Annotated in this window: 26 protein-coding genes; 20 read left to right on the plus strand and 6 right to left on the minus strand. The window is 58.9% G+C overall.

Annotated elements, in window-relative coordinates; translation table 11 throughout:
• Positions 1–147: 147 nt before the first annotated feature.
• The 3 genes from PSDT_RS02750 to PSDT_RS02760 all read right to left on the minus strand — a co-directional run bounded on the left by PSDT_RS02750 (position 148) and on the right by PSDT_RS02760 (position 5,842).
• The gene (locus tag PSDT_RS02750) at positions 148–1,905 is read right to left on the minus strand and encodes a hypothetical protein (RefSeq protein WP_006290556.1); all 1,758 of its coding nucleotides are present in this window, start codon (positions 1,903–1,905) and stop codon (positions 148–150) included.
• A 21-nt stretch (positions 1,906–1,926) separates the two neighbouring features.
• Entirely contained in the window at positions 1,927–5,136 is a 3,210-nt protein-coding gene (locus PSDT_RS02755) for an FtsK/SpoIIIE domain-containing protein (protein WP_006289907.1), read from the minus strand.
• A gap of 67 nt (positions 5,137–5,203) precedes the next feature.
• Positions 5,204–5,842: a hypothetical protein gene (locus PSDT_RS02760; RefSeq protein WP_006290555.1), complete on the minus strand. Its 639-nt coding sequence runs from the start codon at positions 5,840–5,842 to the stop codon at positions 5,204–5,206.
• A 194-nt stretch (positions 5,843–6,036) separates the two neighbouring features.
• Between PSDT_RS02760 and PSDT_RS02765 the strand changes: the two genes are divergently transcribed.
• The 4 genes from PSDT_RS02765 (at position 6,037) to PSDT_RS02780 (ending at position 8,051) form a co-directional block, all read left to right on the plus strand.
• Entirely contained in the window at positions 6,037–6,330 is a 294-nt protein-coding gene (locus PSDT_RS02765; protein ID WP_223293612.1) for an oxidoreductase, read from the plus strand.
• A gap of 171 nt (positions 6,331–6,501) precedes the next feature.
• Complete coding sequence (locus PSDT_RS02770; RefSeq protein ID WP_006289910.1) at positions 6,502–6,852, plus strand: hypothetical protein; 351 nt, start codon at positions 6,502–6,504, stop codon at positions 6,850–6,852.
• Positions 6,853–7,038: 186 nt separating this feature from the next.
• Complete coding sequence (locus PSDT_RS02775) at positions 7,039–7,275, plus strand: hypothetical protein (protein ID WP_006289911.1); 237 nt, start codon at positions 7,039–7,041, stop codon at positions 7,273–7,275.
• Between the two features lie 371 nt (positions 7,276–7,646).
• Positions 7,647–8,051, plus strand: coding sequence for a hypothetical protein (locus tag PSDT_RS02780; RefSeq protein WP_006289912.1), 405 nt, complete (start codon positions 7,647–7,649; stop codon positions 8,049–8,051).
• On the opposite strand, the gene PSDT_RS08245 is transcribed toward PSDT_RS02780, so the two are convergent.
• Positions 8,015–8,239, minus strand: a complete 225-nt coding sequence (locus PSDT_RS08245; RefSeq protein ID WP_143828322.1) for a hypothetical protein — start codon at positions 8,237–8,239, stop codon at positions 8,015–8,017. The genes PSDT_RS02780 and PSDT_RS08245 overlap by 37 nt on opposite strands.
• A 186-nt stretch (positions 8,240–8,425) precedes the next feature.
• Here PSDT_RS08245 and PSDT_RS02790 point away from each other — a divergent pair, with 186 nt between their 5' ends.
• The 3 genes from PSDT_RS02790 to PSDT_RS08250 all read left to right on the plus strand — a co-directional run bounded on the left by PSDT_RS02790 (position 8,426) and on the right by PSDT_RS08250 (position 9,640).
• Positions 8,426–8,626: a hypothetical protein gene (locus tag PSDT_RS02790; RefSeq protein WP_006290551.1), complete on the plus strand. Its 201-nt coding sequence runs from the start codon at positions 8,426–8,428 to the stop codon at positions 8,624–8,626.
• 116 nt (positions 8,627–8,742) lie between these two features.
• Positions 8,743–9,363: a hypothetical protein gene (locus PSDT_RS02795; RefSeq protein ID WP_006290550.1), complete on the plus strand. Its 621-nt coding sequence runs from the start codon at positions 8,743–8,745 to the stop codon at positions 9,361–9,363.
• Positions 9,353–9,640, plus strand: a complete 288-nt coding sequence (locus PSDT_RS08250; protein WP_143828323.1) for a hypothetical protein — start codon at positions 9,353–9,355, stop codon at positions 9,638–9,640. The genes PSDT_RS02795 and PSDT_RS08250 overlap by 11 nt, the downstream gene beginning before the upstream one ends.
• A 780-nt stretch (positions 9,641–10,420) precedes the next feature.
• Here PSDT_RS08250 and PSDT_RS02800 read toward each other — a convergent pair.
• The gene (locus PSDT_RS02800) at positions 10,421–10,660 is read right to left on the minus strand and encodes a hypothetical protein (RefSeq protein ID WP_006290547.1); all 240 of its coding nucleotides are present in this window, start codon (positions 10,658–10,660) and stop codon (positions 10,421–10,423) included.
• 794 nt (positions 10,661–11,454) lie between these two features.
• Here PSDT_RS02800 and PSDT_RS08530 point away from each other — a divergent pair.
• From PSDT_RS08530 to uriH, 7 genes are all read left to right on the plus strand, one after another.
• Complete coding sequence (locus PSDT_RS08530) at positions 11,455–11,727, plus strand: hypothetical protein (RefSeq protein WP_223293613.1); 273 nt, start codon at positions 11,455–11,457, stop codon at positions 11,725–11,727.
• Positions 11,724–11,915 (plus strand): hypothetical protein, encoded by a 192-nt coding sequence (locus tag PSDT_RS08535; protein ID WP_223293614.1) that lies wholly within the window; start codon positions 11,724–11,726, stop codon positions 11,913–11,915. Before PSDT_RS08530 ends, PSDT_RS08535 begins: the two co-directional genes overlap by 4 nt.
• Before the next feature lie 369 nt (positions 11,916–12,284).
• Positions 12,285–12,668 (plus strand): hypothetical protein, encoded by a 384-nt coding sequence (locus tag PSDT_RS02815; RefSeq protein WP_006289917.1) that lies wholly within the window; start codon positions 12,285–12,287, stop codon positions 12,666–12,668.
• On the plus strand, positions 12,665–12,835 hold the full coding sequence (locus PSDT_RS02820) for a single-stranded DNA-binding protein (protein WP_006289918.1): 171 nt from the start codon (positions 12,665–12,667) through the stop codon (positions 12,833–12,835). The genes PSDT_RS02815 and PSDT_RS02820 overlap by 4 nt, the downstream gene beginning before the upstream one ends.
• 141 nt (positions 12,836–12,976) lie before the next feature.
• Entirely contained in the window at positions 12,977–13,723 is a 747-nt protein-coding gene (locus PSDT_RS02825) for an ImmA/IrrE family metallo-endopeptidase (protein WP_006290545.1), read from the plus strand.
• A gap of 351 nt (positions 13,724–14,074) precedes the next feature.
• Positions 14,075–15,217 (plus strand): hypothetical protein, encoded by a 1,143-nt coding sequence (locus PSDT_RS08645; RefSeq protein ID WP_006289920.1) that lies wholly within the window; start codon positions 14,075–14,077, stop codon positions 15,215–15,217.
• Positions 15,218–15,317: 100 nt separating this feature from the next.
• Complete coding sequence (gene uriH, locus PSDT_RS02835) at positions 15,318–16,274, plus strand: uridine-preferring nucleoside hydrolase UriH (protein ID WP_006290543.1); 957 nt, start codon at positions 15,318–15,320, stop codon at positions 16,272–16,274.
• Positions 16,275–16,288: 14 nt separating this feature from the next.
• Here uriH and PSDT_RS02840 read toward each other — a convergent pair whose 3' ends face one another.
• Complete coding sequence (locus PSDT_RS02840; protein WP_006289922.1) at positions 16,289–16,822, minus strand: GNAT family N-acetyltransferase; 534 nt, start codon at positions 16,820–16,822, stop codon at positions 16,289–16,291.
• A 419-nt stretch (positions 16,823–17,241) separates the two neighbouring features.
• Here PSDT_RS02840 and PSDT_RS02845 point away from each other — a divergent pair, with 419 nt between their 5' ends.
• The 6 genes from PSDT_RS02845 to holA all read left to right on the plus strand — a co-directional run bounded on the left by PSDT_RS02845 (position 17,242) and on the right by holA (position 26,592).
• Positions 17,242–18,180 (plus strand): magnesium transporter CorA family protein, encoded by a 939-nt coding sequence (locus PSDT_RS02845; RefSeq protein WP_006289923.1) that lies wholly within the window; start codon positions 17,242–17,244, stop codon positions 18,178–18,180.
• Between the two features lie 101 nt (positions 18,181–18,281).
• The gene (locus tag PSDT_RS02850; RefSeq protein ID WP_006289924.1) at positions 18,282–19,292 is read left to right on the plus strand and encodes a transporter substrate-binding domain-containing protein; all 1,011 of its coding nucleotides are present in this window, start codon (positions 18,282–18,284) and stop codon (positions 19,290–19,292) included.
• A 211-nt stretch (positions 19,293–19,503) separates the two neighbouring features.
• Positions 19,504–22,512 carry a leucine--tRNA ligase gene (gene leuS / locus PSDT_RS02855; protein ID WP_006289925.1) on the plus strand — a complete coding sequence of 1,003 codons (3,009 nt, stop codon included), beginning with the start codon at positions 19,504–19,506 and terminating at the stop codon, positions 22,510–22,512.
• 392 nt (positions 22,513–22,904) lie between these two features.
• Entirely contained in the window at positions 22,905–23,420 is a 516-nt protein-coding gene (locus tag PSDT_RS07910; protein WP_070097779.1) for a ComEA family DNA-binding protein, read from the plus strand.
• 8 nt (positions 23,421–23,428) lie between these two features.
• Positions 23,429–25,222: a ComEC/Rec2 family competence protein gene (locus tag PSDT_RS02865; protein WP_006290537.1), complete on the plus strand. Its 1,794-nt coding sequence runs from the start codon at positions 23,429–23,431 to the stop codon at positions 25,220–25,222.
• A 176-nt stretch (positions 25,223–25,398) separates the two neighbouring features.
• Positions 25,399–26,592: a DNA polymerase III subunit delta gene (gene holA, locus PSDT_RS02870; RefSeq protein ID WP_223293615.1), complete on the plus strand. Its 1,194-nt coding sequence runs from the start codon at positions 25,399–25,401 to the stop codon at positions 26,590–26,592.
• Positions 26,593–26,603: the final 11 nt, after the last annotated feature.

Genomic DNA, 26,603 nt, shown 5'->3' on the forward strand with positions numbered 1-26,603 from the left:
CGCAGGCAGGCCAGCCTCCTCATCCCACGAATCAGGCACCCCCACCGGCCCGGAAGAAGCCTCCTTTTCGGAAGCGGGAAGCTCCCCCCCAATCCGGCTTCACACCATCACCCTCATCAGCCCACCAAGGCGAACCGTCAGCCATCATCACATCCCCTTAGCCTGAGCCAACAAACCCATATACTCAGCCGTCGCAGTCGCACTCCGCAACCCACGACCATCCGACAAATCAGGAACCGGCTGAGAAGCCACAGACACCGCTCCACCGGAATCCACATCCAGTGTCTCCACAGAATCCGAGTCGCCGCCCCTCATGCGAGGCGTCAAAATCGGGGCGGGACGGTCAGCCATCTCCGGCACATACCCCACCAGCACACTCTCAGGAATATCACCCTCCGCCGCATCTGGGTCCGGCGTCACATGCCCGCCAACACGCTCAGCCAACATGTCGCCATAATCCACGCCACCCGTGGAGGCCTCGAAGAAAGCCTTCCACACGAACGCACCCTGACCCTCCAGCTCAGCCACGCCCACACCCTTATCGACACCCTCCTCGACAATGTTACGGGGAACGGTAGGCGCACCCTTCGGGTCCTTCAACACCTGATTACGCAACGTGTCACCCGGATTCGCACCCAATAGGAGACGATTCTGAAGATTCGCCTTAATCTTCGGGTCCAAACCCGACTGCATCGTAAACGACTGGGCGGCGAACAGCCAGCAGATGCCAGCGAAACGAGCGGTCTGCGTAATCTTCAACAAGCACTGGCTGATAGCCGAAGCAATCGAAATATCGTACTTGTTCTGCAACACCACCGGACTATCCTTGTCACCCGGCACCTTGGCGGGCGGCACAGCGTACTGGCTAATCTCGTCGCACACGAGCAGGCTCAGCGGGTACTCTGCCTTCACAGAATCGGGCAACTTCCACCAGTTCGCTACACCGTTATCCTTCAACACCTTGGCCCTGATTTTCACTTCCTCCAGCAGGTAGCGCAGGACGGTGAGCGTGCTCTCCGGCCCAGCACAGCCCCAGCCATATTTGGCGACATATGGCTTGAATGGCCCATAATTCACAGATTCTCCTTGAGTGTCGCACACATACAGGCGGCCGCCAGCGGCAAGGAAACTGAAGATGACGTTATCAATCACCACGCTCTTACCGCCGCCGGACTGACCGCCCACGCCGACACCGGCCGCATTCTCCCAATCCAAGCAGAGCGGCTCGCCCCGCTTCTCGCCCAGATTAGGGAGCTTCCACCCAATCACGCTCTGGCGAAGCTCAGGGTGGGCTATGACATTCTCCGGCATGGGAATCATCTTCGGGAACGTGGGAGGCTTCGCCGGAATCACCGTGATGATGTTCCGCTCCGTATCCACCGTGAAATACCAGCCGTACGCCCCCACCGTCTCCACAGCCTCCTGGAAAGGGGTCTTATAGCGGCTGGCACGGTAGGCGAACCCGTCAGGCAGTTTCACCATCCAGCCGTGAGCCTGCGTGGCGAACACACGCACCTCCCACGGATGCAGGTTCAAAGCGGCGGCGAACAGGCGGCGAGCATACAAGGTCTCAGGCGACAAGCGTTGCATCCGAACATAGCCGCTCGTCATATCCACGCTGATGACGCTCAAACCGGGATTCTTCGCCTCCATGGAATCCACCTGCTTATCCACGTTCCTCAAACCCGTAGCGTCAATCCGGTACGTTTTGACGGTCTCCCCGTCACTGTCGCTCACCGTCAACTGGTTCTTCGGAAGAAGAAGCGCACGATTATGCCCATTCTCCACACGGTACACGCCGTACCCTGGGAGAACCTTGGCGACGTTCCGCTCCAACTGCGCCATATGGTCAGGGTTTGCGGGATTGAACCCGTCAGGAAGTTTCAATGATTTCATCTCGGTCATAACGGCCGCTCCTTTCAACTGTTAAATGTTCCATTCCATGGCCTGCTCGCCAACCTCGTCGATTTCGACGCTATCGACATCAGGCTCATCCACTTGCATGGATTGTTCATCCGGCGTAGTCTTGTCCGCAATCTCGCCGTAATGCTCCGCACCGGCGGGAAGCCACGGGGAAATATCCGCCTTCACCACGTCCGGCAGGTCGGCCACCAGAGGGATAAGAGCCTCCTGGTCACCATCCCAATAGGATTGCACGGCCGTCAACGCACCCTGCACATCCTCATACACGCCACGGCCGGCAGGGACGCCGTCCACCCCGGCCAACCCCTTCTGCATACGATTCGCCTCCTTGAGGCGAGTCTGAGACACGACCCCCGCCAAAGAGTCCGAGCCGAGAAGGAACCGGCCAAGACTCCGGTAGAAGGCGTTCACGTTCGGAACCTTCCGCATGTCATCACGGCTCAACCGTTGCGACCCCAACACCATGTGCACGCCCAGGCTACGACCCTGCACAGCGATATCAGCCATGCGGCCGGCGGTCACCGTGATGGACCGCACCCGGTTCTTCGTGTCGGCGTTCCGGTTGGCGATATCCATGTCATTCGTCGGATTCGCAATCGTCTTGTCATCCATGCCCGCCAGATACGAGTTGAACTCGTCGAACACGAGAAGAATCCTCTGCGGCCGCACCTCGTCGGGAAGGTCCTTGATATGGCCGACGCCATGCTTGGCGTTCAGACGGCTCCGCTCCATCATCCGCTCATGCACCCAGCCGACCGCCGCCTCAGCGTCATCCATGCTCACCGCCCACGCCACGGTCAGCCTCTTCGCCCAAAGGTCGAAGTCGGCGGCGTGCTTCATCGGGTCGCAAATCACCACCTGCCAGCCGTCCAACAAGGCTTGGAGCACCATGACACGGGTGACGGAACTCTTACCCGTGCCCGTCTTGCCCATGACGCTCAAGTGGGGCGTGTGAGCCAAATCCCAGGCCACCGGATTCCCCATGTCATCCACGCCGAACCGCATGCCAGACACGTCACGGGGGAGGGGCACGGTGGCGGGAAGCGGGTTCCGGTCGCACAGAATCATGTCCCACAAGTCCGCACCATGCTCATCGCCACGGGGGAGAAGCCGCCCATACTGGTATCCGGCGGACACAAGGAACTTGTCCAACAGGGCGTCCACGTTGCTCATGCTCTTACCCAAGGGGAGACGGAACCGGGCCTTCAACACACGGGAGCCGACCCTCAGCGGGTTCAGGCTCTCAATCATCGGACCCGACCCGTCCTTGGCTGTCAATCCGACCGCAGCCCACGCATCCGCCAACCACAACCGGATGAACCGGCTCTGGTCACGTTTGAACCATCGGGCGTCATCGGCGGTCACATACGGCTTGTCCATCAGCCACAGGGCGCACCGGTCAACGCCCACCTGCTCCATGACCGCAACCTTGCACCCAAGCGTGCTTTTCAACTGGGGGAGAATCTTCCTCACATCCCCGCTGGTCGCCCCATCGTAGGCCAACACGACACGCCAAATCGGCTTACCCACCCCCATGAGAGTGGGCATCCCCACCGCAACACGGCCTTTCAGAAGACGGCACACGGTCATATACAACCAGGACTGGAAAATCATCCTCTTGGCGAGCGTAGCCGAATCGAACAGCGCATAGCCGAGGCTCACGTTCCCATCGACCGTCACCTGAACAGCTTGACCCTGCGCCTTCACCAAGCCGACGAACACCCCATCCGGGTCGATGGCGTTCACGTCACAGCGAGCGTAATCGGACAGTTCCCCGCCCTGCGGGACCTGAAGCGGCGTCACCGTCACCTTTAGCCCGTCCTCGCTCAGCGTCTGCTCCAAGCTGGCTTCAGGATACGGGGGCGACAGCTTCGACGGCAGGATGCTCTTCCAAGCGTCCATCAGCGTCTTCACCCTGCGCCCTGCCTGAACGACGGGACGGGTCTTATCATCCAGTTCCACACCGTCCTTGGCGTACAAGTGGAACTTCTCATCCACGTCCGCATACACGGGCAGGCTCAGGATGCTGACGGGGCTGGTCGAATCATCCGCCAGCCAGTCACGGCTGACGATATGCATGTCAACCGTCGCCCCCACGGGGAACGTCAACTCCACCTTCCACGCCACATCACTATCAGGGTTCTTCGCCACGCTCACCGTCTTGGTCAACGGGGCCGCCCGCCTCCACAAGTCCGCCGTACGCTGGTAGGCGATGTCCGTCACCAGGCTCGCCAGCCGATAGTCTACCGGCTTGCCGATGTCCGGGATGGCCTTCACATCCCTGCCCAACACGAGACGCACGCACTGCGGGTCGATGCCCGTATCCAAGCCGTGAACCCTCGCCTGAAGCAGGAGGCACAGGTTATAGCCAGCGGACTTGGCCAACGGTTTAATGGCCTGCGACCCGTCCTTCACCGCCTTCACCGTCCCCATGGGAAGCTTCACCCGTATCACCGTCAACGGGTCCTGCCCGCCGATACTGTCCGCCTGCACGACGTAAGCGGACTCGAAGCTCTTCTCCAACGGCATGCCTTTCCCCGTCCACGAGTCGATGAGCTTCTGAGCGTCCACAATGCGCTTCCACCCGGCCGTCTGCCGTTTCCTATCCGACAGGTAGACGAGAAGGCAGGAGGCTAGTGCGCCGACGGTGAGAATGAACGGGAGGGGGATTCCCCGACCCTGCCACCACAGGACGGCCGCCATGACCACGGTCAAGCCGAGAACCGTCAGCACCGTCCTCCGCCACCCTTTGGCCGCCTTCCGGGCGAAGCTGCGCACGCTCACCCCAGGGCAGGGATGCGCATGGTCCACCCGCCGGTCCGTCTTGAACCGCCAGCCTGCGCCGACCACCATCATCGCCGCCACGTTCAGCAACCACGCCCAGCCGTAGGGGGAGCGGATGGACAGGAGCACTCCGAGAAGAGGGAACGTGAATCCGCTCACCCTCCACGTCAGCCAGCCAGCCGGTTTCCTCACACCATTCCAGAAGTTCCTGTACCTGTAATAGGCGGCCAGCTTCCGTTTGTCCGGCTGGTCCGTCCTCCTCGCCGGTGTCGGATACTTGGCCGCCGCTCCACGCACGATAAGGGCGAGGAGAAGAATCAGGGCGGACGGCAACCCGAACCACCAGGCGAGCGTAGACAACACCACGCCGACCACGGTTATCAGCGGGGCGGGGTTGTCGGGTTCAGTGCGGCGTGTGGAGGAAACCATCAATAAGGCCTTTCACGAAACGGGGCCGGACACGCATCCGACCCCTCTCAACAATCTTTTTTCCTGACTACTCGTACAGCAGGCCGTTCAAAACGGACAGGTCCACGCCCTCATCCAGTTTGGAAGCCAATCGCACCGCATCCTTGGAGGCGACGCCGCAAGCCGAACCGAACTGCCTGTCCGGGTGCAGGAGGTTCAGCACACGGTAGAGGCTGGAAGCCGTCCTGCCGTCACGGCTGAACAGGACGGTGAGTTCAGCCACCCGGCTCATCTGGTCCAAACCGTTCAGCGAGTCGAAGGTTTTCACGATGTCCCGCACCTTCTCCCTGTTCTTCTTACCGGTGAGGGCTAACGCCAGGGTCTCGGGTTTCTCGCTCCGGGAGCCGGTGATGTTCTGCACGGCTTTCACCATCCCGTCCTTTTGGAGGGTTTGGAAGATTTGGTAGAGGCGGGTGACGCTCTGCTCGGTTTGGCGGGGGAGGGTGCGCTTCACGTTTTTCCTACCCATGGTCTCGGATTCGTCCCCTGTCTCCTCGCTGGCTTCTTCCGGCTGTTCGACCGTCTCCGCCACAGGTTGCTCGACGGGCTCGGGGGCGGTTTCCTGCTCCGTCTGCTCCACGTTCTCCGTTCCGGTCTGCATGTTTTCGGTTTCGTTTTGCACGGGTTCACCCTGCGCCCAGCTTGGTGTCGAGTCCCAGATGCTCATAGCATTCTCCTTGCGTTTTTCCACTGTTCGCCCCCGCCGTTTTTCACGGGGGAGTGGCCTGTCTGGCCTCTGTCTCAAGTATAGCATGACCGTGCTATCACGGTTTCGCGGGGTAGAGATACGCCGGGCTTTCTTGCTAACGGTATAATGCTGTTATGATACTATCAGCTAACGGAAGGAAATGGAAAACGAAAATGAGCGCCCGCCCCCTCATCGCCATCAAAACCGACAAAGGCTACAAAGCGATTTACAACCACTTCGACGGCGACAGCCTCTACCCCATCCTCACCGAAAACTACACGGACGAAAACAAGGTGAAGGCCCTCATCGCCCTCGGTGACATCAGCTTCCTCGGCGAGGAAATCGGGCCCGCACCCATCACCCAAGAACGCAGTTTCAACGCCTTACACTCCGACTACTTCAGGGGCCTCAGCAAAGAGGAACAGGAGAAGGAACAAGCCGAATACTACCATCACACGCTCGCCTAGGACGAGACCGTGGCGAAACCGGGACGGAAGCCCGCACCGTCAAATCACTCAGGGAGCTCATCAAGGAAGAGGAATACACATACGTGTTCGACCCCCATTCTGGCGAGTGGGACGAATACGAATACGAGGACGGGGACCTCATCCGCTAACCAGAGAAAAAGGAATACGATTATGAAAATCAAAGACCTCATCAGCAAACTCAACTCATACGACCCGGACCTCGAACTGGAGGATTTGAGCGAACTTAACGGGTATCCGAGAGAGGAATGGTGCTTCCCCCTCCTCGACGCCGAAGAACTCCTCCGCCACCTTGACAAGATGCTTGAAGTGAAATCCAAATATCATCCCGCCTTCCTCGACCTGTCCTACGGGGAGTTCCGCTCAAGGTACGCTATCCCTTCCGGCGATGCGGTGTCTACACGTATTGCGTGCGGAGTGAGGACGATTCAGACGGCAATTGGAGAAGCTGCATCAGCTATCTGGAGCAGAAGCGTCTCATCTGGTTCGCATCTTTTCCTTTGAGCAGCACATATCCATTTATCTCAAGTCCAATGACGACTTTCTCTGCTCCATCGGCGTTCTCGATCTCTCCGGAAAGATAGTCATCGATATCTGCGGCGACGGAACCGGGGGCGTATTCGATTTGTTGTACTAGTGATTGGAGGCTGTTCGATGGGGTGGTTTCGTATTGTGTGCACGATGAGGGGCATGAGCGGTGACGAGTTGCGGAGCGTCGCTTCGACGAGTGTTCCCCTGTTGTGTGGGTGCACGCTCCTGCTGGTGCGCTCTCATGGGGGAGTGGTCGACGAGTATATCCGTGGGGAGCGGGTGAAAGTGGAGCGTATGGGGAGTGTGATCGGCTTCACGGTGGAGGAGACGGATGAGCTTCTCCTGCCAGACGGATTGCGGCTGATGCGCGCCTCGTCCCGCTTCGTTCGAGGCTGAATCATGTGAGTAGTGTGAAGGAGCTTCGGGAGAATGCGACGTAATCCCGGCAGGGGTTGGAGGCTACTCTCGAGGAGGATTCGTATGCGGCGGCCACATTCCGTCACGCCGGCTGGGCGGAGAATCGGCGTATCCGTGACTGGGTGGGGCGCGCACGCTTTCATGCCTCTCCTGTCGGATGTTGCCTCCCACCCGTCATGTCACCGACTCGGGTTACCTGTGAACATGGGGCGTGGCTGCAGGGTTGACGCGTCGGCACTGGCCCGCAGGAGGCAGGATGTGGTGTGCTTGTCGACTTTGGAAGTGGCTCACCGGATGCGTCGTGCGACTACGGTGGGTGCCATCACTGTCAACGGTTTTCCAAGACGGAGATGGGCAAGACTTTGGCCGGTTCTTCCGCCGCCGTGACCATGGGGCCAGCTTCCCCTACGGCCTCTGCTCCCGCTCCTGCGCCCAGTGTCGTCCCTATCACGCCACAGGCGGCGCAGAAAGCCATGAATGATGCCAGCCACATGCATGGCATGGCGCAAACCGAGTATGCGGAGGTGAAGGAATCGCAGAGGGTTCTCGATGACCAGATTTCCCACTTCACGCCGGATGAGTTCGCTCTCCAAATAGGTGGAACGCCTGAACGGGTAGCCGCACAGTTCGAGCAGGACCATAGGCTGGCTGGCGAGAAGGTCGGCTCCACGCAACGGGTGCAGAGCATGGTGGAGAAGGATATGCATGACGTGATTTCTCATGCTTCGCAGAATGATAAGGAGGCTGGACGATGAGTGATGTTGTCGGTCAGGGATTGGGCGTGTTCGGTTCCTGCGTCGCCACGCCCATCGGGGCGGCGCTCCTGCTGGCCCTCCTCGTCATCGGAGCGTTGAAGCTCATCCACCGCTCTTCTAGGGGCCTGTCCATCGCCCTGCCGATTGGTGGGGGCCGTGTTCGGCCTGTGGGTCATTGGCGGCGTCATGGAAGCAATGGGTGTGCTGGTCAGGTGGGCGGCGGCTTAAATTTGCCGCATGATAGTGGCGTTTCTCAAAAGGGTCCTCTTGGAGGTTTTCAACATCACCGTGTGAGCGCACCACGCCGATATAGTCCTATGCCGGAGGGGTTCTGATAGTATGGTACTGACGGTACAGCGAAAGGATGGTGCGTGATGGTGCAGGGCAAATCGAAGAAGCCGGTGAGATTCGTCCCCAAGGATGGGTTGGACCATAAGGTGACGTTCCGGGTGTCCGCTGAGGAGTTGAAGCGGGTTCGGATTTACTGTATAGAGCATTCGGTGAGCAGTCAGGAACTTCTCCATAACCTGATGGTTGATTTCCTTGATGGGAAGCTGGATTGGCCGCAGGGCTGATGGGTTTTCCTTTTATGGGGGCCGCTTTGGTGTGCCCCCACTTTTTATGCCCGTGATAGCACTATCGGGGTATGATGGGGGTATATTATCCCAGTTACTCGGAAAGGTGTTTGAGCATGGTTCGCAGGAAGAAAGAGGACGAGAACCCGTTCGATGACGTGGACGGGTCGAGGAATCTTGAGCTGGAGGCGTTGAAAATCAAGAGGCGGGGCACGAACCCGTGGAAGATTCTTATCGTGGGGTGCGTCGTCGCCACCGCTTTGAGTTTCCTTATTTCCGCTCAGGCGACGCAGAGTGCGCAGGATGCGGCTTCCTCCGCCTTGTCGGCTCAGACGGTGGATAAGAGCGGGCCGGGTAAGGGTGTGGCGTTGCGGGCGGTGAACTCGTATCTGAGGTCGGAGCAGAAGCCGTTCCCGAAAGGTGTGGAGGATTTGTCGTGGGATAGTGCGGCGAAGGTGTCCTCCGGTAAGGATGGTGAGGGGAAGATGGTGGATTACTGGTCGCACAGGTTCACGTTCGTCGCCCTGCCTGACAGGGTGACAAGGAAGGTGGCACAACTGGTGTCCGTGTCGGATGGCGTCACCCAGGCCGTCGGCTCCCCCTCCCTGCTCCCCCTTGGATGCGGGGAGTGTGAGTGCGGGTCAGGTTGCGGCTCCGGCGAACTATACGGCCATCCAACAGTCGGACACGTTGAAGAACGTGGTGGATTCGTGGGCGGAGGCTTACGTGGGGGGTGACCGGTCGAAGCTGACGGTGCTGGTCGCCGACCCGTCCGGTGGTTCGTCTCACGTGGTGGATTGGGAGCCTGCAGGTGTTTTGACAGGTTTGAAACCGTATGCGAATGCGTTGGATCCTTCCGTTGCGGCTCGGTCCTCGTTCGATTCTGATTCTGGTTCTTCCCCGTCCGCCGGTTCTTCTTTCGATTCCGATTTTTCTGATGAGGGGGTGAGTGATACAACTCGAAATGGCAAGGATGATAAGACGACACCTTTTGGCGACTGGATTAAAAACTAGCCGGAGCAGGTGTGTGTTCTGATTCTGGTTTTGGCCGGGGTGAACATTCTCAGCGCTCTTTTCATGGGGGATTTGCTGTGAGCGGTCGCAGCGGACGTGGGGTAAGAGCGCCGGAAAGTACGTTGGTTACACGCTTGTAGCAGCGTTGACGATAACCGTCGTGGTTGTTTCCGGCGGTTGGAAGACGTTCAGCGACGCTCTCGGCTTCGGCAGGGGGTGTCGGATGTGAGCCAAGGGACCGGCCCCGCCCGTTCGACCTGTCCAGGCAGGCGGAGAAGGGCAGGCGGACTCTCGATGGCGCCTCTCGCTAATTGCCCACCGACATAACAGCAGGGGTGACGGCGAGGGAAGTGAAAGTCATGCTCAGCACGGTGGACGCCGCCACGATACGCTTATTGAACACCACCCTGGGGAAGGGTAACCCCCCGCTTCCAACCTTTGGAGGAGGGGACGTGGCATGCCGCCATACTGGTGAAGGAGTTTGCCAGACATGAGAAATATGTGCGGTTGGATGGGGGAGCGGTGCTTCTTGAAGATGATTTCCTGTGGCTTCGTATATGGAAGGATGAGACAAGGAGGGGATGAGGAGGTGGGTCGCCTGTTCCTCATAGCGCCTTATATTTCTCTCGGCTTGAGTGTTCTTCTGTTCATTGCTGCATCATGCTCACCTTCCAGCGAACCTCCATGCACAAAAGAATGGCTCCATGGTTTTTTCATGCACCGTGAGAGCCTTTCCCGTGCGCTCCGGAGGGTTAGCGGACGATGCTGCCCATCCCTTCCCTAATCGAGTTCGAACAGGCTTTTCTGCGTGGCGGTCAGGGGATGGCGTTCTTCCGGATGCAGGTCCATTTCCTTGTTAGTTTCGGCGAGCATGAAGTCACAGTCCTCGTTCATCTCCTCCCACAGGAGGTCCCATTGGTTGTGATATGCGTAGCCGAGGGTTACTGAGTCACACATCTGGTTGTAGTAGGTGAGTCTGTTGGCGTTCTTGAGGAGGCTAGTGAAGGCTATATTGTTCATTCTGTTTTCCTTTCTGATTGATGGTTCTGTCATAGAACCATCTTGGGAGACTAGGAAGGTAGGCGTGTCGCACACACGCCACGCCAGGACAGCGCTAGAAACGCCGGAACAAGCAGAAAACAGACCGACATGCTAGCATAAAACCGTTTTCCTTTTCTTTCGTGATTGGTTGAAATAGAAAACAAGGCCAACCACCCCCCGTGGCTGGCCGTTTCCATATTCACCCCACAACCGTGTAAGGCCCAGTCGGACAATCCGACCTGCGCCACACGCCTCGTATCTACAGTAGCGTAATGCTCCATCTTCACGTCAGTCAAACCGGCCAACCTACCGACGCCACTATTACCCCTATCGTGGGAGACCCGGTGATGCTCATGGGCAAGCCGACGGCAGGGAAGACATAAACCAATCTTGGGGAGACGATCACGCAGGGGAAACCGTGTTCGCCAAGCAGCATGTGAAAATCACCGCCCGCTACAAGACGGTCGCTGGACCGCCCGTCACGTTGAGTGAACAGAACGAATTATCCGGATTCACCATGGACGCCGACGTGTTGGACGTGACCGCCAGCTTCGGCCCTGATGGGGGCCGTATCCTCAGCGTGATCGTGAATGGTAAGCAGTACAAGGCCATCGTGAACTTCACTCCCGCCGACCCGGTGGCTCAGAAGGCGACCGAAGCGCCGTTCTCCAGCAAGGATACGGGTCTGAAGTCCGCCGGATACACGGTGAACGGCGTGTACAAGTCGCAAACCGGCTCCACGTGGCAGGTTCCGCAGGGCGGGACGTTCTCCTATGAGCCGATGGCGGGCCAGCCGTCTGGTGAAGGGCATGACCTACGAGTACACGGTGAGCGTGCTCGCCCCCGACGGGCATACGTTCGCCCGCCACCATTACACGGTCACCTACATCACCCCCGCCACGCACTCCGCACGGCTGACGGGAATCAAGGTGAACGGGAAGACCATCAGCGGCTTCGACCCCGCCCGCCTCTCCTACGATGTGAACGTGGTGAACGTGAACAAGTGGACGGTCGCCCCCCCCAGTGCGATAAGACGCTTGGCGTGACGGTGGTCACGTCCAAGGACGGCAGGACGGCGACCATCACGGTCACGTCCGCCGACGGGCTGGTGAAGACCGTGTACACGGTGCACGCCCACGGTGTCGCCTCCGATGGTGGGGCTGGGGCGGATGATACTGGCGTGACCGTGGACGTGGGGGCGGCTCCCGTGGCGGGCATGCGGCTTGGCCGGTGACCCTCATGGCCCTCACTCTTCGGGGTGGGGCCTTCTCTTATGCCCCGCCCGTGTCGGCGAATGGGACCGTAGTGTTATAGTGGTTGTGTCATAGTGTTTCCCCGTTGATTGGAGTGGTGATGGCCGACAGGAGTTACTATCAGGATAAGACGTCGCATGTGAGCTTCTACCTGAACAAGGATTTGTACAGGTGGCTTCAAATCGAGTCCGCCCGCCGTGGCATGAACTACTCGAATTTCCTGACTTACTGTATTTCGGAGGAGAAGAAGCGTGCGGAGCGGAGGCGTGACACGCTGGACTAAGGTAGACCCATGATGGTGCTGTAATGGGTCTTGTTACATAACCAATCACGCATAAAGGAAAATCGCCATGAATCCATTGGTGGAGTACGAGGCGACCTTCACGGACGGGACGAGTTTCAGCCTGTCCCAGACCCAAGCCGTGGAACGGGTCCTCTGCGACCAGTCGGTGCAACAGTACTGCGGGTTCGACGGCAAGGACGTCACGGACAACCTCCAGTACGATATCCTCGCCATCTTCCACCCTCATGGACGCCGACAAGTTCGAGGCTTTCCTCAGTGCGATACTCTCCTACCAGAGGGGAGTGGACGTGGAATCCATGCGCCGCATAGACCGCGCCCCCAATCAGTCACGAAAGGACACGCCATGAGTTTCGGCGAAACGCAGATCACCGTCATCGGACGGTTGACCAAAGACCCCGAGCTTCGTACCACCGGCAATGGGGGGGGATGATAAACCTGACCATCGTCTCGAATGTCGCCGAATCCCTGTCCGAGGGGATGAAGGTCATCGCCCAAGGTATGCTCATCAGCCGCAAGTGGACCGATAAGCAGGGTCGGAACCGGGAGAGGGTCGAGTTGAAGCTGACCGACATCGGCCCCTGTTTGTCCGACGATTAGGTACAGGCGCAGAAAATCGCCCACCAGCCCCCGGGGCGGCTATCGGCCTTGGTGGTTTCGCGCCCGCTCACGGCTTTCAGCCTCCCACGCAGAATCAGGGTTACCGGCAGAACGGTTTCGTCCAACCTCAAGGGTGGGCGGGTGACGGTTTCGACGCCGTACCCGAGTTTTGACCCCTGTCGCAAAAAACAGCGCAATCAAGCCGCCTTAACATTCCTGCGCGAACGGTGCGCTGGGGCGGGTATTTTCGTCTTCACTACTGGCATTGCAGGGCAAAGCACGCATCGGAAACTCGATCCTGATGAGTTTCGCGCCTTCGCCTTGATTGATGATTATGCGCCTTTGATCTTCATCAACCATAATGACAGCTCCGCCGCCCGCCTCTTTTCCCTCGCTCACGAACTGGTTCACCTTTGGCTCGGTAAAAGCGAACTTTATAATGTCTCCTATTTGATGAATTCCAGTACTACCAAAATGGAGGCCTACTGCAACAAGGTCGCTTCGGAGATTCTCATTCCTGATGAGATCTTTTTGCAACGATGGGCTAGTGATAGGGCTGATGGTCTTCAAGAATTCGAAAGGCTCGTTGAGTATTTCTGCGCTTCTCCTCTTGCGATAGCTCGTCGTGCCTTTGACCATGGTTTCATTGGTCAGCAGGATTATGATTGCGTGGCCGCAGAGCAGCAAGAGCGATGGGAGCAAGTTTCCCGTGAACGCGCTTCAGCCGGAGGCGGGGACTTCTACCGGACGAATCTGTCCCGCATCGATTCTCGTTTCTTGGAACGGCTCGCCAGCAGCGTGGCTGAAGGAAGGACCACATATTCCCAGGCATCTCATCTGATGGGGATGAAATGGACCACTTTGGCGGAGCTCGCGCATAGGGCTTAGTGAAAAAGCGGCGTCATTATCAACTATATCAACGCTAAGGCTCGAGAAGCGTTCGAGGAACGTCTACAAAGAATCCTGGGAACCCCTATGTCCAAAAGGCAGGAAAATCATTCAGTATCGATTGTTTTTCTTCCTTCAACCTTGATAAGATGAAAAAGCAATCTCCCATGAATGAGGAAAGAGGAGGAAATCCTGTTGGGAAATAGCTCTTTTTATCGTCATGATCGATCATCATCGCCTCATCGGCGTCATCTCGTGTGATTCCTGATGGATTCCATGCCAGCCGTCATCGGCAGGACATCAAAGGAAACCACAAAGGAATCATAGAGAAACCATAGAGGAATCAGACTCGTGACTCACCGCGCTCGCCACATCCCGGTTCGGAGCACAATCGACGGGAAGAAAAGAAGGAGGAGGCTTCTCCTGCTCCTTGTCGCCCTCCTCTGCGTTTTCGGCCTGATTCTTTGCGGGGGATTCCGTCTGTATGACCACGAGGAGAGAAGTGGGCTGGCGGTGGACGATTGCAGGAAAAGCCTCTCTTTCCTTACCTACCAACGTCAGACTTACGAAGTCCTCATCGGGAGCGCGCGAGTGAGGGATGCCGCCGCTTTGACCGCTTCCGAGGTGACGGATCCGCAGACGGTCGCGCGGTTGAAGGAATCCTTGAAGGAGTCACCTGGAAAGGGTAAGGAGTGCGAAGTCGGGGCCAGCCCTGCTTACTTGAAGGATGCCGCGGCTTTCAACGCCCGGATTTCCCGCTGGTATCGGTCCTATGCCAGGCGGATTGATGACGAAGTGGCGGCGGTGAAGAAGTCCCACCAAGACAAGGTTCTGCAGGGCTCTCGGGCCGATTTATCCAGGATTCTCGCCGAAGCCCGTCGGGTCTACTCATCGTCGGATGGCAAGGTCGCCGACGAATCTACACGTGCGACCCTCAAAAAATGCATGGATGAGGCCGAAAAGGATGGCACATCCAAGGATCCCATCCGTCTTCGCTCGGATGTGGCTGGCCTGCGAAAGGCGATTGATGGGGTAGCGGCCAGCGTCCAGGCCAAAACCGCAGCGGAAGCGAAGGCGAAGTCGAAAGCTGGGGCCGATTCCCGGGATCCTTCCCAGCAGGCCGGCGGGGATCAGGGAGTCTCTGCAGACCAAGGGAAGTCTTCCGGGGGAAGGAATGCGCCAGGAAAGAGGAGAAGGGGGAGCGGACAGGGTCGGTCCCATCCCGCTCCTTCTTCCCCTGCGCGTCCGGCTCCGGCCCCCGCCCCCAAGCCAGGTCCTTCCCCGGGCCCTGGGCCTTCTCCTGGGCAGCCGAAGCCCCAGCCCGAGCCATCCCCCAATCCACCTGCTCCCGGCGGTGGTGAAGGCGGCGGGGATGACGATGACGACCCCTGGCCTGGCCATGGCTGGCCGGGCTGGCCTCCTTCTCTCCGTCATCCTTGGCCCCCGCGGCACCGGTATCCGTGGCCCCTGCGGTATCCCTGGCCTCATGACTGAACCTCATGGTTGAAGACGCCACGCGCCTGGCTTCCTTGCCCCGATGGGAGGATAGGATATGCCCAGAACAAACCACGAAAGATGTGAAAGGCGGCTCACAATGATGTCCACAGGAACGGCGAAGAAAATCATCATGGATTGCGACCCCGGGCACGACGACGCCATGGCTCTTATCCTGGCCGTGGGCAATCCGGCGATCGACCTGGTGGGGGTCACCACCGTCGGCGGCAACCAGAGCTTGGATAAGGTCACTTATAACGTCCGTTCCGTCCTGGAGATGGTCGGGGCCACTGACATCCCCGTCCACGCCGGCTGCGGGCAGCCCTTGGTTAGGCCTTTATCCGTCGCGGCTTATGTGCATGGCGAAACGGGTCTGGACGGGGTCGAGCTTCCTGAGCCTAGCCGCCCTCTGGAGCCTGGGCACGCCGTCAACTGGATCATCGACACCATCATGAAAAGCAAGCCTCAAACCATCACCTTGGTTCCCACTGGCCCCTTGACCAACATCGCCATGGCCGTGCGTATGGAACCGCGCATCGTGGAACGGGTGAAGGAGGTCGTCCTCATGGGAGGCGGCTACCACGTGGGCAACGCCACTCCGGTCGCTGAATTCAACGTGAAGACGGACCCCGAGGCCGCTCACATCGTCTTCGAACAGGATTGGCCCTTGACCATGGTCGGTCTGGATCTGACCCATCAGGCCCTCTGCACGCCTGAGACGCAGGACAGGATCAACGCCATCGGCACCCCTCTGGCCGCCTTCGCCTCCGGTTTGATGGACTTCTTCCGCAAGGCTTATCAGGACAGCGAGGATTTCATCAATCCGCCTGTGCATGATCCTTGCACTGTGGCGTATCTGATCGACCCTACGGTTTTCACCACCCGGCGTTGCCATTTGGATGTGGAGCTGCGGGGGAGCCTGACCGCCGGCATGACCGTCGCCGACCTGCGCGGTTTGGAACCGTCGTCCGAGGACTGCCACACTCAGGTTGCGGTCAAGTTGGACTTCGACAAGTTCTGGAGTCTGATTGTCGAAGCGATCCAGCGTCTGGGCTGAATCCGGCCGAGCGGCTACAAGGCCACCCAGTACCGTTTGATGATGGTCCCGTCATCCTTGGTGTAGAGACTGTCAAAAACGCCGCCTACCCGTTCGATGGTTCTCTGCGAGGCCAGATTCCCCCGATGACAGGTGATGAGCACCTTGTCCAGTCCCAGTTCGCGGGCCCGGTCCAGAACCTGGGCCAGCATCTGGGTGGCATACCCTTTGCGGCGTTCGCTGGGACGGACCTCGTACCCGATATTCCCTCCCCAGGTTCCTAGAACAGGATGGTCGATGCTGTGCCTCAAATCGATCGTCCCTACCAGACGGTCATCGCTGGGACGGATAGCCAAGTAGGAATCGGAGGGAATCAGGTCGTCAGGGCAGGTGGCAGGGTCGCTGAGGACGGTGACCTTTTGGATCCAGCCGTGGGCGTCGGTCGAATCGAGCAGGGCGGAGCAACCGGCAAATTTGCTGACGTCATCGGCCGCCAGGATTTCCTGCCGGAAATCCCAAATCGCATCCGCATAATCTTCGCTCGGCCTGACCAACTTCACCATCTCCATATCTGACCTCCGTCTGTCGCTACCGTCCGTCCGCTTCTTCCGGCACTCGTAGATAAGTAGATAACCTGACAACTTTCCCATCTTCATCATGGACGAAAGCGAAAGATGAAATATCCGTCCTCAAGATGAATATTATTTGTCAGTTTAACAGACAGGATGAACGAATATGCACAGAGGGTAAAGCAAGGCGAGAGGAAAAGAAGATAGGGGAGGAGGGGGCGGTGAATCGCCGTTGGCCCCGCCTCCTGTCTGGTATTCACCCCGGTATAGACTAAGGGGGTTGTCCGGACTTCTCTGCGAGGAGTAGACCGGCGACGAATCGGTAATCGAAGGATCTTGACTTTCAGAATCCCGGTTTGACGGGACGACAAGGTAGGCACTAAGTAGAGCGATACTCGGCATGAAGGTGGTGATGGACCATGATGCGCATTTTCAACACAGCAGGCGGGGATACGGAGCAGATATCGACGCCGGTGCGTGGAGCATGGATTTCCTTGGCCGACCCCACCGACATCGAGCTGTCCACCGTCTCCGAGAACTACAACATCGATCTGGCTGATTTGCGGGCCCCTTTGGATGATGAGGAACGGTCCCGCATCGACGTCGAGGACGATTACACCATGATCATCGTGGACATCCCCACGGTGGAAGAGCGGGCCGAACGCAATTGGTACAACACCATTCCTTTGTCGATCATCGTCAAGGAAGAGATCATCATCACGGTCTGCTCCCAAGACACCCCGCTTCTTCATCCTTTCATGGACGGGACCATCCGGGGCTTCAACACCTTCATGCATACCCGTTTCATCCTGCAGATACTGTACCGGAACGCGGCTATGTATCTGCGCTATCTGCGCATCATCGACCGGGAGTCGGACAAACTGGAAAACCGCATGCAGAATTCCACCCAGAATCGGGAAATCCTCATGCTCATGGAGCTGACCAAGTCTTTGCTCTATTTCACCACCTCTCTGAAATCGAATGAAATCGTCTTGGAAAAGTTGACCACTTTGGACCGGATCCGCCCCTATGAGGATGACAACGACCTCTTGGAAGACGTGATCACCGAAAACAAGCAAGCCATCGAGATGGCGACCATCTACCAAGGGATTCTGCAAGGGATGACCGACGCTTTCGGCTCCATCGTCTCCAACAACATGAACAACGTGATGCGGATTTTCACCATCATCACCATCGTCCTGTCCATCCCCACCCTGGTCTTCTCCCTCTACGGGATGAATTTCACCTGGATGCCTTTCATCAACAAATCATGGGGATTCTTCGCCATCCTGCTCATCACCATGCTCATCACCGGGGTTTCCACCTGGTGGCTCATGCGTAGCAAGATTTTCCGCTGAGGCGGCCGGTCGAGTCTCGAGGGCGGCCCCAGGGCGAAAAGGCGAAAAATCGAAAAGTAAGGAAGATTCAAGCGAGGAAATTCGGCAAAGGAGGCGAACGCATGTCCCGTCACGACGATGATTCCGTTCATGGCCGTAGCCGCTATTATGGCCACTTTGGCGGCCGTAGTCACAGCCGTAGCCACAGCTATGACCGTGGCCTGCGCAGGTTCCTCTCTCGTCTGCTTTCCCCGGCCTTCGCCTTGATTTCGTTGGTCTCCTTGTGCGCCTTGGGCGGTTGTGGCCGCACGACTTTGGATGTGTCCGGCCCGAAAATCACCATCGCCATCCCCTACGACCAGCCTGGCGTGAGCTATCGGCGGACCGAGACCATGACCGGTTTCAACGTTTTCGTCGCCACCTACCTTGCCCGCCAGCTCGGCTATTCGTCCAGCCAGATTTCCTGGGTCGAAGCCACGGGGGCCAATCAGGACCAGCTTTTCTCCCAGGAAAAGGTGGACCTGATCGTCGGGGCCCGGCAAGGGCAGGGGGACCCGGCCAAGCGGGAGTTCGCCGGGCCTTACGCCTCATCCTCCCAGCGGATCCTGGTCAGGACCAGCGATAAAGACCGCTACCGCAGCTTGGCTTCCTTGGCCGGGAAAACCGTCTGCCTCCCCCAAGGGGAGTTGAGGTCCGACCTGGTCTCCCAACTAGGCAGGCAGGGGACCACAGTGGTCAGCCAGGCCACTTATTCCCCCTGCATGACAGCCTTGTATTCGGGCTCGGCCGATGCCGTCCTCGGTAGCCAACTGGTCTTGGCCGCCTACTCCCGGGCCGCGGGCAGGAGGTTGACGACGGTGACCGGTCCCAGCCTAGCGGAGGAATCCTACGGGGTCGCCCTGCCGGCGGGGGACAGACGGTTGGCCCGTCTGGTCGATTCCTCCCTCGTATCCATGGTCAAGGACCCCAGTTTCGCCCAAGCCGTCAAGACCTATGAACGGTTCGCCGGGATGACGGTGAAGAAGGCGTCGGTCCAGGAGATCCAAGATACGGACCTCCGCTTCGAGGCGGATTCCCGCTCTCCCCAGGTCTATGGGCAGGATGAAGACAAAGAGGGGAAAGCGGGGAAATAGGGGCTGAGACCCGGGGCGAGGCCAGGGGCGAAATCAAGGGAAAGATAAAGTCGTAAACCATGGCGATAATGCTTAACAAGGCATACGCCTGATGAACGAGACGAATGGATAGGGTATCGATAAGGTATCCGGGATATCGCGACGTCGATGAGACATCGACGGGGGTATCAATGAGATATCGATAAGGTATCAACGAATGGATGGAGCAGGCATGAGCCAGGCAGACGAGACCAGCCGGTATCAAGCGGACAAGCGCGAAGCCGAAGAAGAGGCCACCGAGCCCGCCTTCCGCTACAACGCGAAGGCGGCCCAAGAGATCGAACTCAAGTGGCAGGACTATTGGGACCGGACGGGGACCTTCTGGGCCGCGAACGTGCAGGGGGACCTGACGGACGAACACGGCCGCCATGCCGATGGGCAGACCCCCTATTTCGTCATGTCCATGTTCCCCTACCCCTCGGGCAAAGGCCTGCATGTGGGGCACCCCTTGGGCTACATCTCCACTGACGTGATGGCCCGCTACCACCGGATGAAAGGCGAGAACGTCCTGCACACCATGGGCTACGACGCCTTCGGCCTGCCGGCCGAGCAGTTCGCCGTCCAGACCGGCCAGCACCCGCGCGTCACCACCGAGCAGAACATCGCCAATATGAAACGGCAGCTGCATCGGATGGGGCTCAGCTTCGATTACCGCCGGTCCTTCGCGACCATCGACCCCGGCTACGTCCGCTGGACCCAGTGGATCTTCTCCCGGATTTATGACTCCTGGTACGACCCCGATTCCGTCCGGCCTGATGGGGGGCAAGGCGGGGCGCGGCCCATCTCCACCCTGATCGATCTTTTTTCCTCAGGAAAGAAGCCCATCCCCGGTTTCGAGAAATCCGAAAAGGGCTGGGATCAGCTGACCGCGGCCGAACAAGCGGATGTGCTCAATGACTTCCGTCTGGCCTATATCTCCAAGTCTCCGGTCAACTGGTGTCCTGGTCTGGGGACCGTCCTGGCCAATGAGGAGGTGACGGCCGAAGGTCGCTCCGAACGTGGCAACTACCCCGTCTTCCAGCGGGAATTGCGGCAATGGTCCATGAGGATCACCGCTTACGGCCATCGCTTGATCGAGGATCTGGACGCCATCGATTGGCCGGACAGGGTCAAGACCATGCAGCGCAACTGGATTGGGGAGTCCCACGGAGCTTCCATCCACTTCTCCGTCTGCGACGCCGAAGGGAGGGAGGCGGATTCCGACCTGGAGGTCTATACCACCCGGGCGGACACCCTTTTCGGCACCACTTTCGCCGTCGTTTCGCCCGAGCATCCTCTGCTGGCCTCGGTGCCTGCCGACTGGTCCGCAGACGTTCCCGTACAATGGAAGGGCGGTTATGCCAACCCCCGTTCCGCTGTGACCACCTATTGCAAGGCGGCTGAAGCGAAGACCGCCCGGGACCGCATCGAAGAGAACGGGGCCAAGACCGGTTTTTTCACGGGGCTGTACGCCCTCAACCCCATCACCGGGGATAAGCTGCCCATCTTCAGCGCCGATTACGTGCTCATGGATTACGGGACCGGCGCCATCATGGCCGTTCCTGGTGGAGATCAGCGCGATTACGATTTCGCTCAGGAATTCGGCCTGCCGGTGATCTACACGGTCAAGCCCCTGGAAGGGTCCGGGGATGACCTCAGCAATTACGAAGGGAAGTCCGCCTTCGTCACCCACGAGGGGACGGTCATCAACTCCTCCGTCGAGGCCACATTGGCCGATGGGAAGCCTTTCAGCCTGAACGGGCTCAGCGTGGACGAAGCCATCGATAAGACCATCGCCTGGCTGGAAGAGAAAGGGATCGGCCGGGGCAAGGTCTCCTACCGCCTGAGGGACTGGCTCTTCTCCCGCCAGCGCTACTGGGGGGAGCCTTTCCCTATCGTCTATGATGATGAAGGGGTTCCCCATCTGATTCCTGACGATCAGCTGCCTTTGGACCTGCCCGAAGTGCCGGATTACGCCCCGAGGACTTTCGATCCCGACGATTCCGAGTCCAACCCGGAGGCGCCTTTGAGCCGCAACCAGGAGTGGGTGGACGTGACCTTGGACCTAGGCGATGGGCCCCGGGTCTACCATCGTGACACCAACACCATGCCGAACTGGGCGGGGTCCTGCTGCTACTACCTGCGGTACATCAACCCCCAGGAAGACAAGTTCGTGGTGGATCCGGCCGAATTCGCCTACTGGCTGGGGCCTGACCATAACCCCACAGCCGGAAAATCAGGGGGAGTGGACCTGTACGTGGGCGGGGTGGAACATGCCGTCCTGCACCTGCTTTACGCCCGCTTCTGGCACAAGGTCCTCTTCGACTTGGGCTATGTGAACGCGCCTGAGCCTTTCCACAAGCTTTTCAACAACGGTTACATCCAAGCCTACGCTTACACCGACGCCCGCGGACAGTACGTGCCCGCGGCCGAAGTGGAGGAAAGCCTGGATGAGAAGGGCCAGCCTCATTTCACTTGGCAGGGGCAGGAAGTCAACCGCGAGTTCGGCAAGATGGGCAAGAGCCTGAAGAACATCATCACCCCGGACGATATGTACGACCAATATGGGGCCGATACCTTCCGCCTCTACGAGATGAGCATGGGGCCGGTGGACGAGTCCCGGCCCTGGAACACCAAGAACGTGATCGGAGGCATGCGTTTCCTGCAAAGGCTCTGGCGTAACGTGATTGATGAGAACACGGGCGAGGTCATCGTCTCGGAGGATGCTGCGGATGATAAGACCCTCCGCCTGCTCAACAACACCATCGACCAGGTAAAGACGGAGATGGAGGCCATGCACCCCAACACCGCCATTTCCAAGCTAATCGTGCTCAACAACCACCTGACCACCCTGAAGGCGGTGCCTCGCTGCGCGGTTGAGCCCCTGATCCTGATGTTGGCCCCCATCGCCCCGCATATCTGCGAGGAGCTGTGGGCCCGGCTAGGGCATGAGGGTTCCATCGCCCATGCTGACTATCCGGTGGCCGACCCGCGTTACGTCGGTCAGGAGACCGTGACCGCCGTCATCCAGATCAAAGGCAAGGTGCGGGGCAAGCTGGAGGTTTCCCCCGACATCTCCGAGGATGAACTGCGCGAGCTCGCCTTGGCTTCCGAGGCGGTGGTCTCTCGCTTGGGCGCGAAGCCTCCCCGCAAGGTGATCGTGAGGGCGCCGAAGATCGTCTCCATCGTCCCGGCCGAATAAGGTGGCGGGCTCGGTGGCGGACCCCGGAAGTCTGTGGATAAGATGATAGCTGTTTTGTCAAGCTCCTGATGGAGCGTGTTATCCACATTCGACCACATTGGCCGATAATCGTGGCGCAGGAATGGAATCTGTGCCACGATTTTTTTATGGACTTTCGACTCGAGCGGCTAGGGCTGCGTGAAGATTACGGTGAGGGCGGGGACGCCGATAGGGCATCCCGCTCGGAGAGGACCGATCCTTCGCCTGCTCTCGCCCTGGAACAAGGACCGCCCCCGCCGCCGGGGCGGCTTTCCTCATACCAGGCAGAGCAAGATGCTCGGAGTAATGGCCGAGCGGCCGACCAAGCCCATGCCAGGGGTGACCATCGTGCCTTTTCCTCGCGGCGATTCTTCATGACGCCCAGCCAAGCCATATGCATCATCCTCATCCTCGTGACCGGTCTCGCCGCCAGTTTGACCCTCCTGATCATCCAATCCTCCAGCATCCGGTCCTTGCAGATCGCGGTCGGCATCGCCGCATCGCAAAAGGGGGTGGGAAGGACGGGGGAGGAAGGAAACTGGACCATCCCCGAATCATCCTCTTCTTCCCCCTCCGGACGGTCGGTTCGACCATCTCCGCCGAAGGGATCCACTCAACCAGGGCGGGTGTCGTCCCAGAATGGTCCTCTTGCGGAGGCAGAGCCAAAGGCCGGCGCTCCGGCTCCAGCTCCGGCCACGGCGAAGATCAACATCAACACGGCGACTTCCGAACAGTTGCAGACCATCAAAGGAATCGGCCCGAGCACAGCCAAGAGAATCATCGACTATCGCACAATGAAAGGACCCTTCCATAGCGTCGACGACCTTTTGAATGTCTCCGGCATCGGGGTGAAGACTTTGGCGAAGATCAGAGCCTATATCACGGTTTAGGGGGAGGTATGAAAAACAGGACCTACAAGGATTTCCGCCTTTTCTTCGTCGCCTCGTGCCTGTGGGGTACGGCTTTGTGCTGTCATCTGCTCCCATCTTCGCCTGTACGGGCACGGGTGGTCATAGTGGCAGAAGGGGCGCTCGCCTTGGTCTTTTTCTTCGGCCTGGGGATCTGTTGCGGAGCTCGGGAGGATTCATCCCGGCTTTCCCTGGGGCTGTATCTGATTGTGGGTTCCCTTTGCGTTTCCTGCATGGTCATCAACCTTTCCGCCAGACAAGCGGTCGACCGCGCCTATGGGTTGGAGGTGGGCGAGTCGGCCATAGGAAAGGAGGCGTTATTCCTTCTTCATGCCCAAACTCCTGCACTGACGTCGGACCGACGCGGTTTCACTTGCAAGATCGACGGAGAAGTGGAGGCTTGGCAGTATGGGGGATCGGTCCTATCCGTCCGCCAGCCGATCCGGGCTTATGCCCGCTCGCCTTCTTGCCCTTGGGAGCAAGGGGGATATTTTTGGGTCCGAGGCACGGTTTCCCAAGCGACGTACGGCAAAGCACCCTTGTGGCTGACCGCTTCTCAGGCGAAGGCCTCGTCGGGGGAGAAATCCACGGGCGTTCCGGCCACGACGAGGGTTCGCTCTCCCCATCGAGGTCTTACCGTCATCCACCGGATGCAAGAAGCTTTCCTTGATCAGAGCCGGCGATTATCCCCTCAAGGGCAGATTCTGCTTCCTGGACTCACTTTGGGCGTCTTAGGGACGGATGCGGTCGTTGGTGGGAGTGACCCTTCCGTCCCGCAAGCCTACCTGTCCCGGGTCAAGGATTCCTACCTCAATTTGGGGATGATGCATCTGATGGCCGTCTCGGGCAGCCATTTCGTGCTGGTCTCCGGTCTTTTGGGGTGGATTCTTGTCCGATGCCAATGGCGTAGGAAAGCCACCGGAGGAATCCAAGCGCTGGCCTTTTGCCTTCTGGCCGTCTGCATGTATCCTTCCGATTCCGTGATCAGGGCCCTGATCACGGGCCTTCTGGCTATCCTCGCCCTTTGCCGCGGACGTATTTCCAGCTCCTTCGCCTGTCTGAACCTGACGGTCTGCCTCGTCTTGACCTTCCGGCCTGAATTCGCATGGAGCTATGGCTTCTCCTTATCCGTGACGGCCGTCTACGGGATAATCCTTTTCCATCGCCCTTGTTCCGCTTTCCTTTCCCGCCGACTCCCGGGCTGGTTGGCGCAAGGTCTGTCCATGACCATTTGCGCCCAGGTCTTGAGCCTGCCGATCAGTCTCCTCATGCAGCCGTCCCTCCCTCTGCTTTCGCCGATTGCCAATGTCATGGTCGCGCCTTTCGTGGAAGGAGCTACTATCCTAGGGATAGCCGCTTTCGCCATCGCTTGGGCGGCCCCTCGGCTCGCCTATGCGCTTCTGTGGCTGGGATCCGGTTGCACCCAAGTCATGAATCAGATTTCCTTATGGCTGGCGGACCGGCCGTGGTGCTCCTTGCCATGGCCCCAGGGATTGGCTGGGGTAGGGGCTTTATTCGCTTCGTACGCCGTCATCATCCTGACCTACGCGGTGGTGAAGTTGTTCCTCGCCGTTAAGCGGTCTCAAACGGGGACAATCGAAGCGGGAACGGTCGAAACAGGAACGGTTAAAGCAGGAACGGTCGAACCGGATGCGGCTGCGACAGTGGGGTCATCCTGGAGAGAAAAGCTGGGAATGGGAACCCGTTTTCCGAAGGACATCCGCGAGGAAGTCTCCTGGCGGTGGAAGGAAATCAAGGATGCCATTTTCGCGGGGGATTGGTAAAACGGGGACAATGTGGACGATGGGGTTATCAGGGAATCCTCGTTACAGGGGGGAACCTTCGCCGCCAAGAGCTTCCGTTGCCGGGGAGCCTCCGGTTCCGAGAGCCCTTCGCCGGCGGGAATCCCGTGGTCTTCCAGGGGCAAGGGATTGTCCACCGATTCGGGAACAGTGGAAACATGACAGCTGGTAAGACAGGGATAAGAGCGAAGACGACCGTGTGCGTCGTCAGCGGGGCGGATGAATTCCTGACCCAACAGCGGATTCATGAGCTGACGGCTCAGGCACATGGCCTGATTCCTGAGGCCGATTTGATGGAATTGGACGCCGGTTCCGCCCAACCTTACGAATTCGATGAGGCCGTCAGCCCATCCCTTCTCTCGACAGCCTCTCTCGTCCTGATCGCCCATGCCGAGAACATGTCCCAGGCTTTGGCCGACAGCGTGGAAGCCTATATCAAACAAAGCAAGGAAGCGGCGGGCCAGGAACCGGAAAGCCTGGTCATCATCGAACACAATGGATCGCCCAAAGGGACCGGGATCATCCGTCAACTCGAGCGGGCCGGCGCCCAAGTGGACAAAATCGAAAGTCTGAAGACGCCGAAAGCTCGGGCGAACTTCATCGTCTCCCTTTTCGAAAAGAGAAATCGGAGAATCGCCCCGCCCGCCGCCCAATTCATCGCCGACGTCCTAGGAGATAAGACAGGCGAGATGGCCTCCCTTTGCGATCAGCTGTGCGACGACTTCCCTGACAATCCCATGCCGGTATCCATCGTGCGAACCTATCTCTCGGCCAACCCCCAGGTCACCGGTTTCGCGGTCGCTCAGGCCGCCTTGCAAGGTCGGCTCGCCCAAGCGGTCGTGGATATGCGTTCCGCCGTGCAACAGAGGCAGGACCCTCTGGCTTTGGTGGGGGCCATCGCCATGAAGATCCGTTCCATGGCGAAGGCTTCGGCCGTCGATCAGGGGAAGCTGACGCAGGCGGAGGCGAAGATGTCTCCCTGGCAGTTAAGGGCGGCCAGACAGGAAGTTAGAGGCTGGACCTCGGGCGGCTTATCCCGTTGCATCCAGATGGCAGCATGGGTGGATGAGCAATGCAAATCATCCGGTTCCGACCCTCTCTACGCTTTGGAGAAACTTCTGGCAGCCCTGGCGGCGAAAGGGGAGGTCCCTTTGCCGGTTGGGGAGGATTTCGGGGATCTTGAGGATTTCGGCGGCAAGCTGACCGGTGTCGGCGGGTATGGAATCGGCAAGTATGGAAATGGTGGAAACGGAAAACAAGACGCAAAATTGGATACAATTCAACGACTGCCCGCTGAGGGGTGTCGCTTGAGCTTCAGGGGTGTCGGTTTTAATCAATGCAGTCTGACTTGATTAAAAGGGTT

It is taken from the genome of Parascardovia denticolens DSM 10105 = JCM 12538 (assembly GCF_001042675.1).
GTDB classification, from domain to species: Bacteria; Actinomycetota; Actinomycetes; order Actinomycetales; family Bifidobacteriaceae; genus Scardovia; species Scardovia denticolens.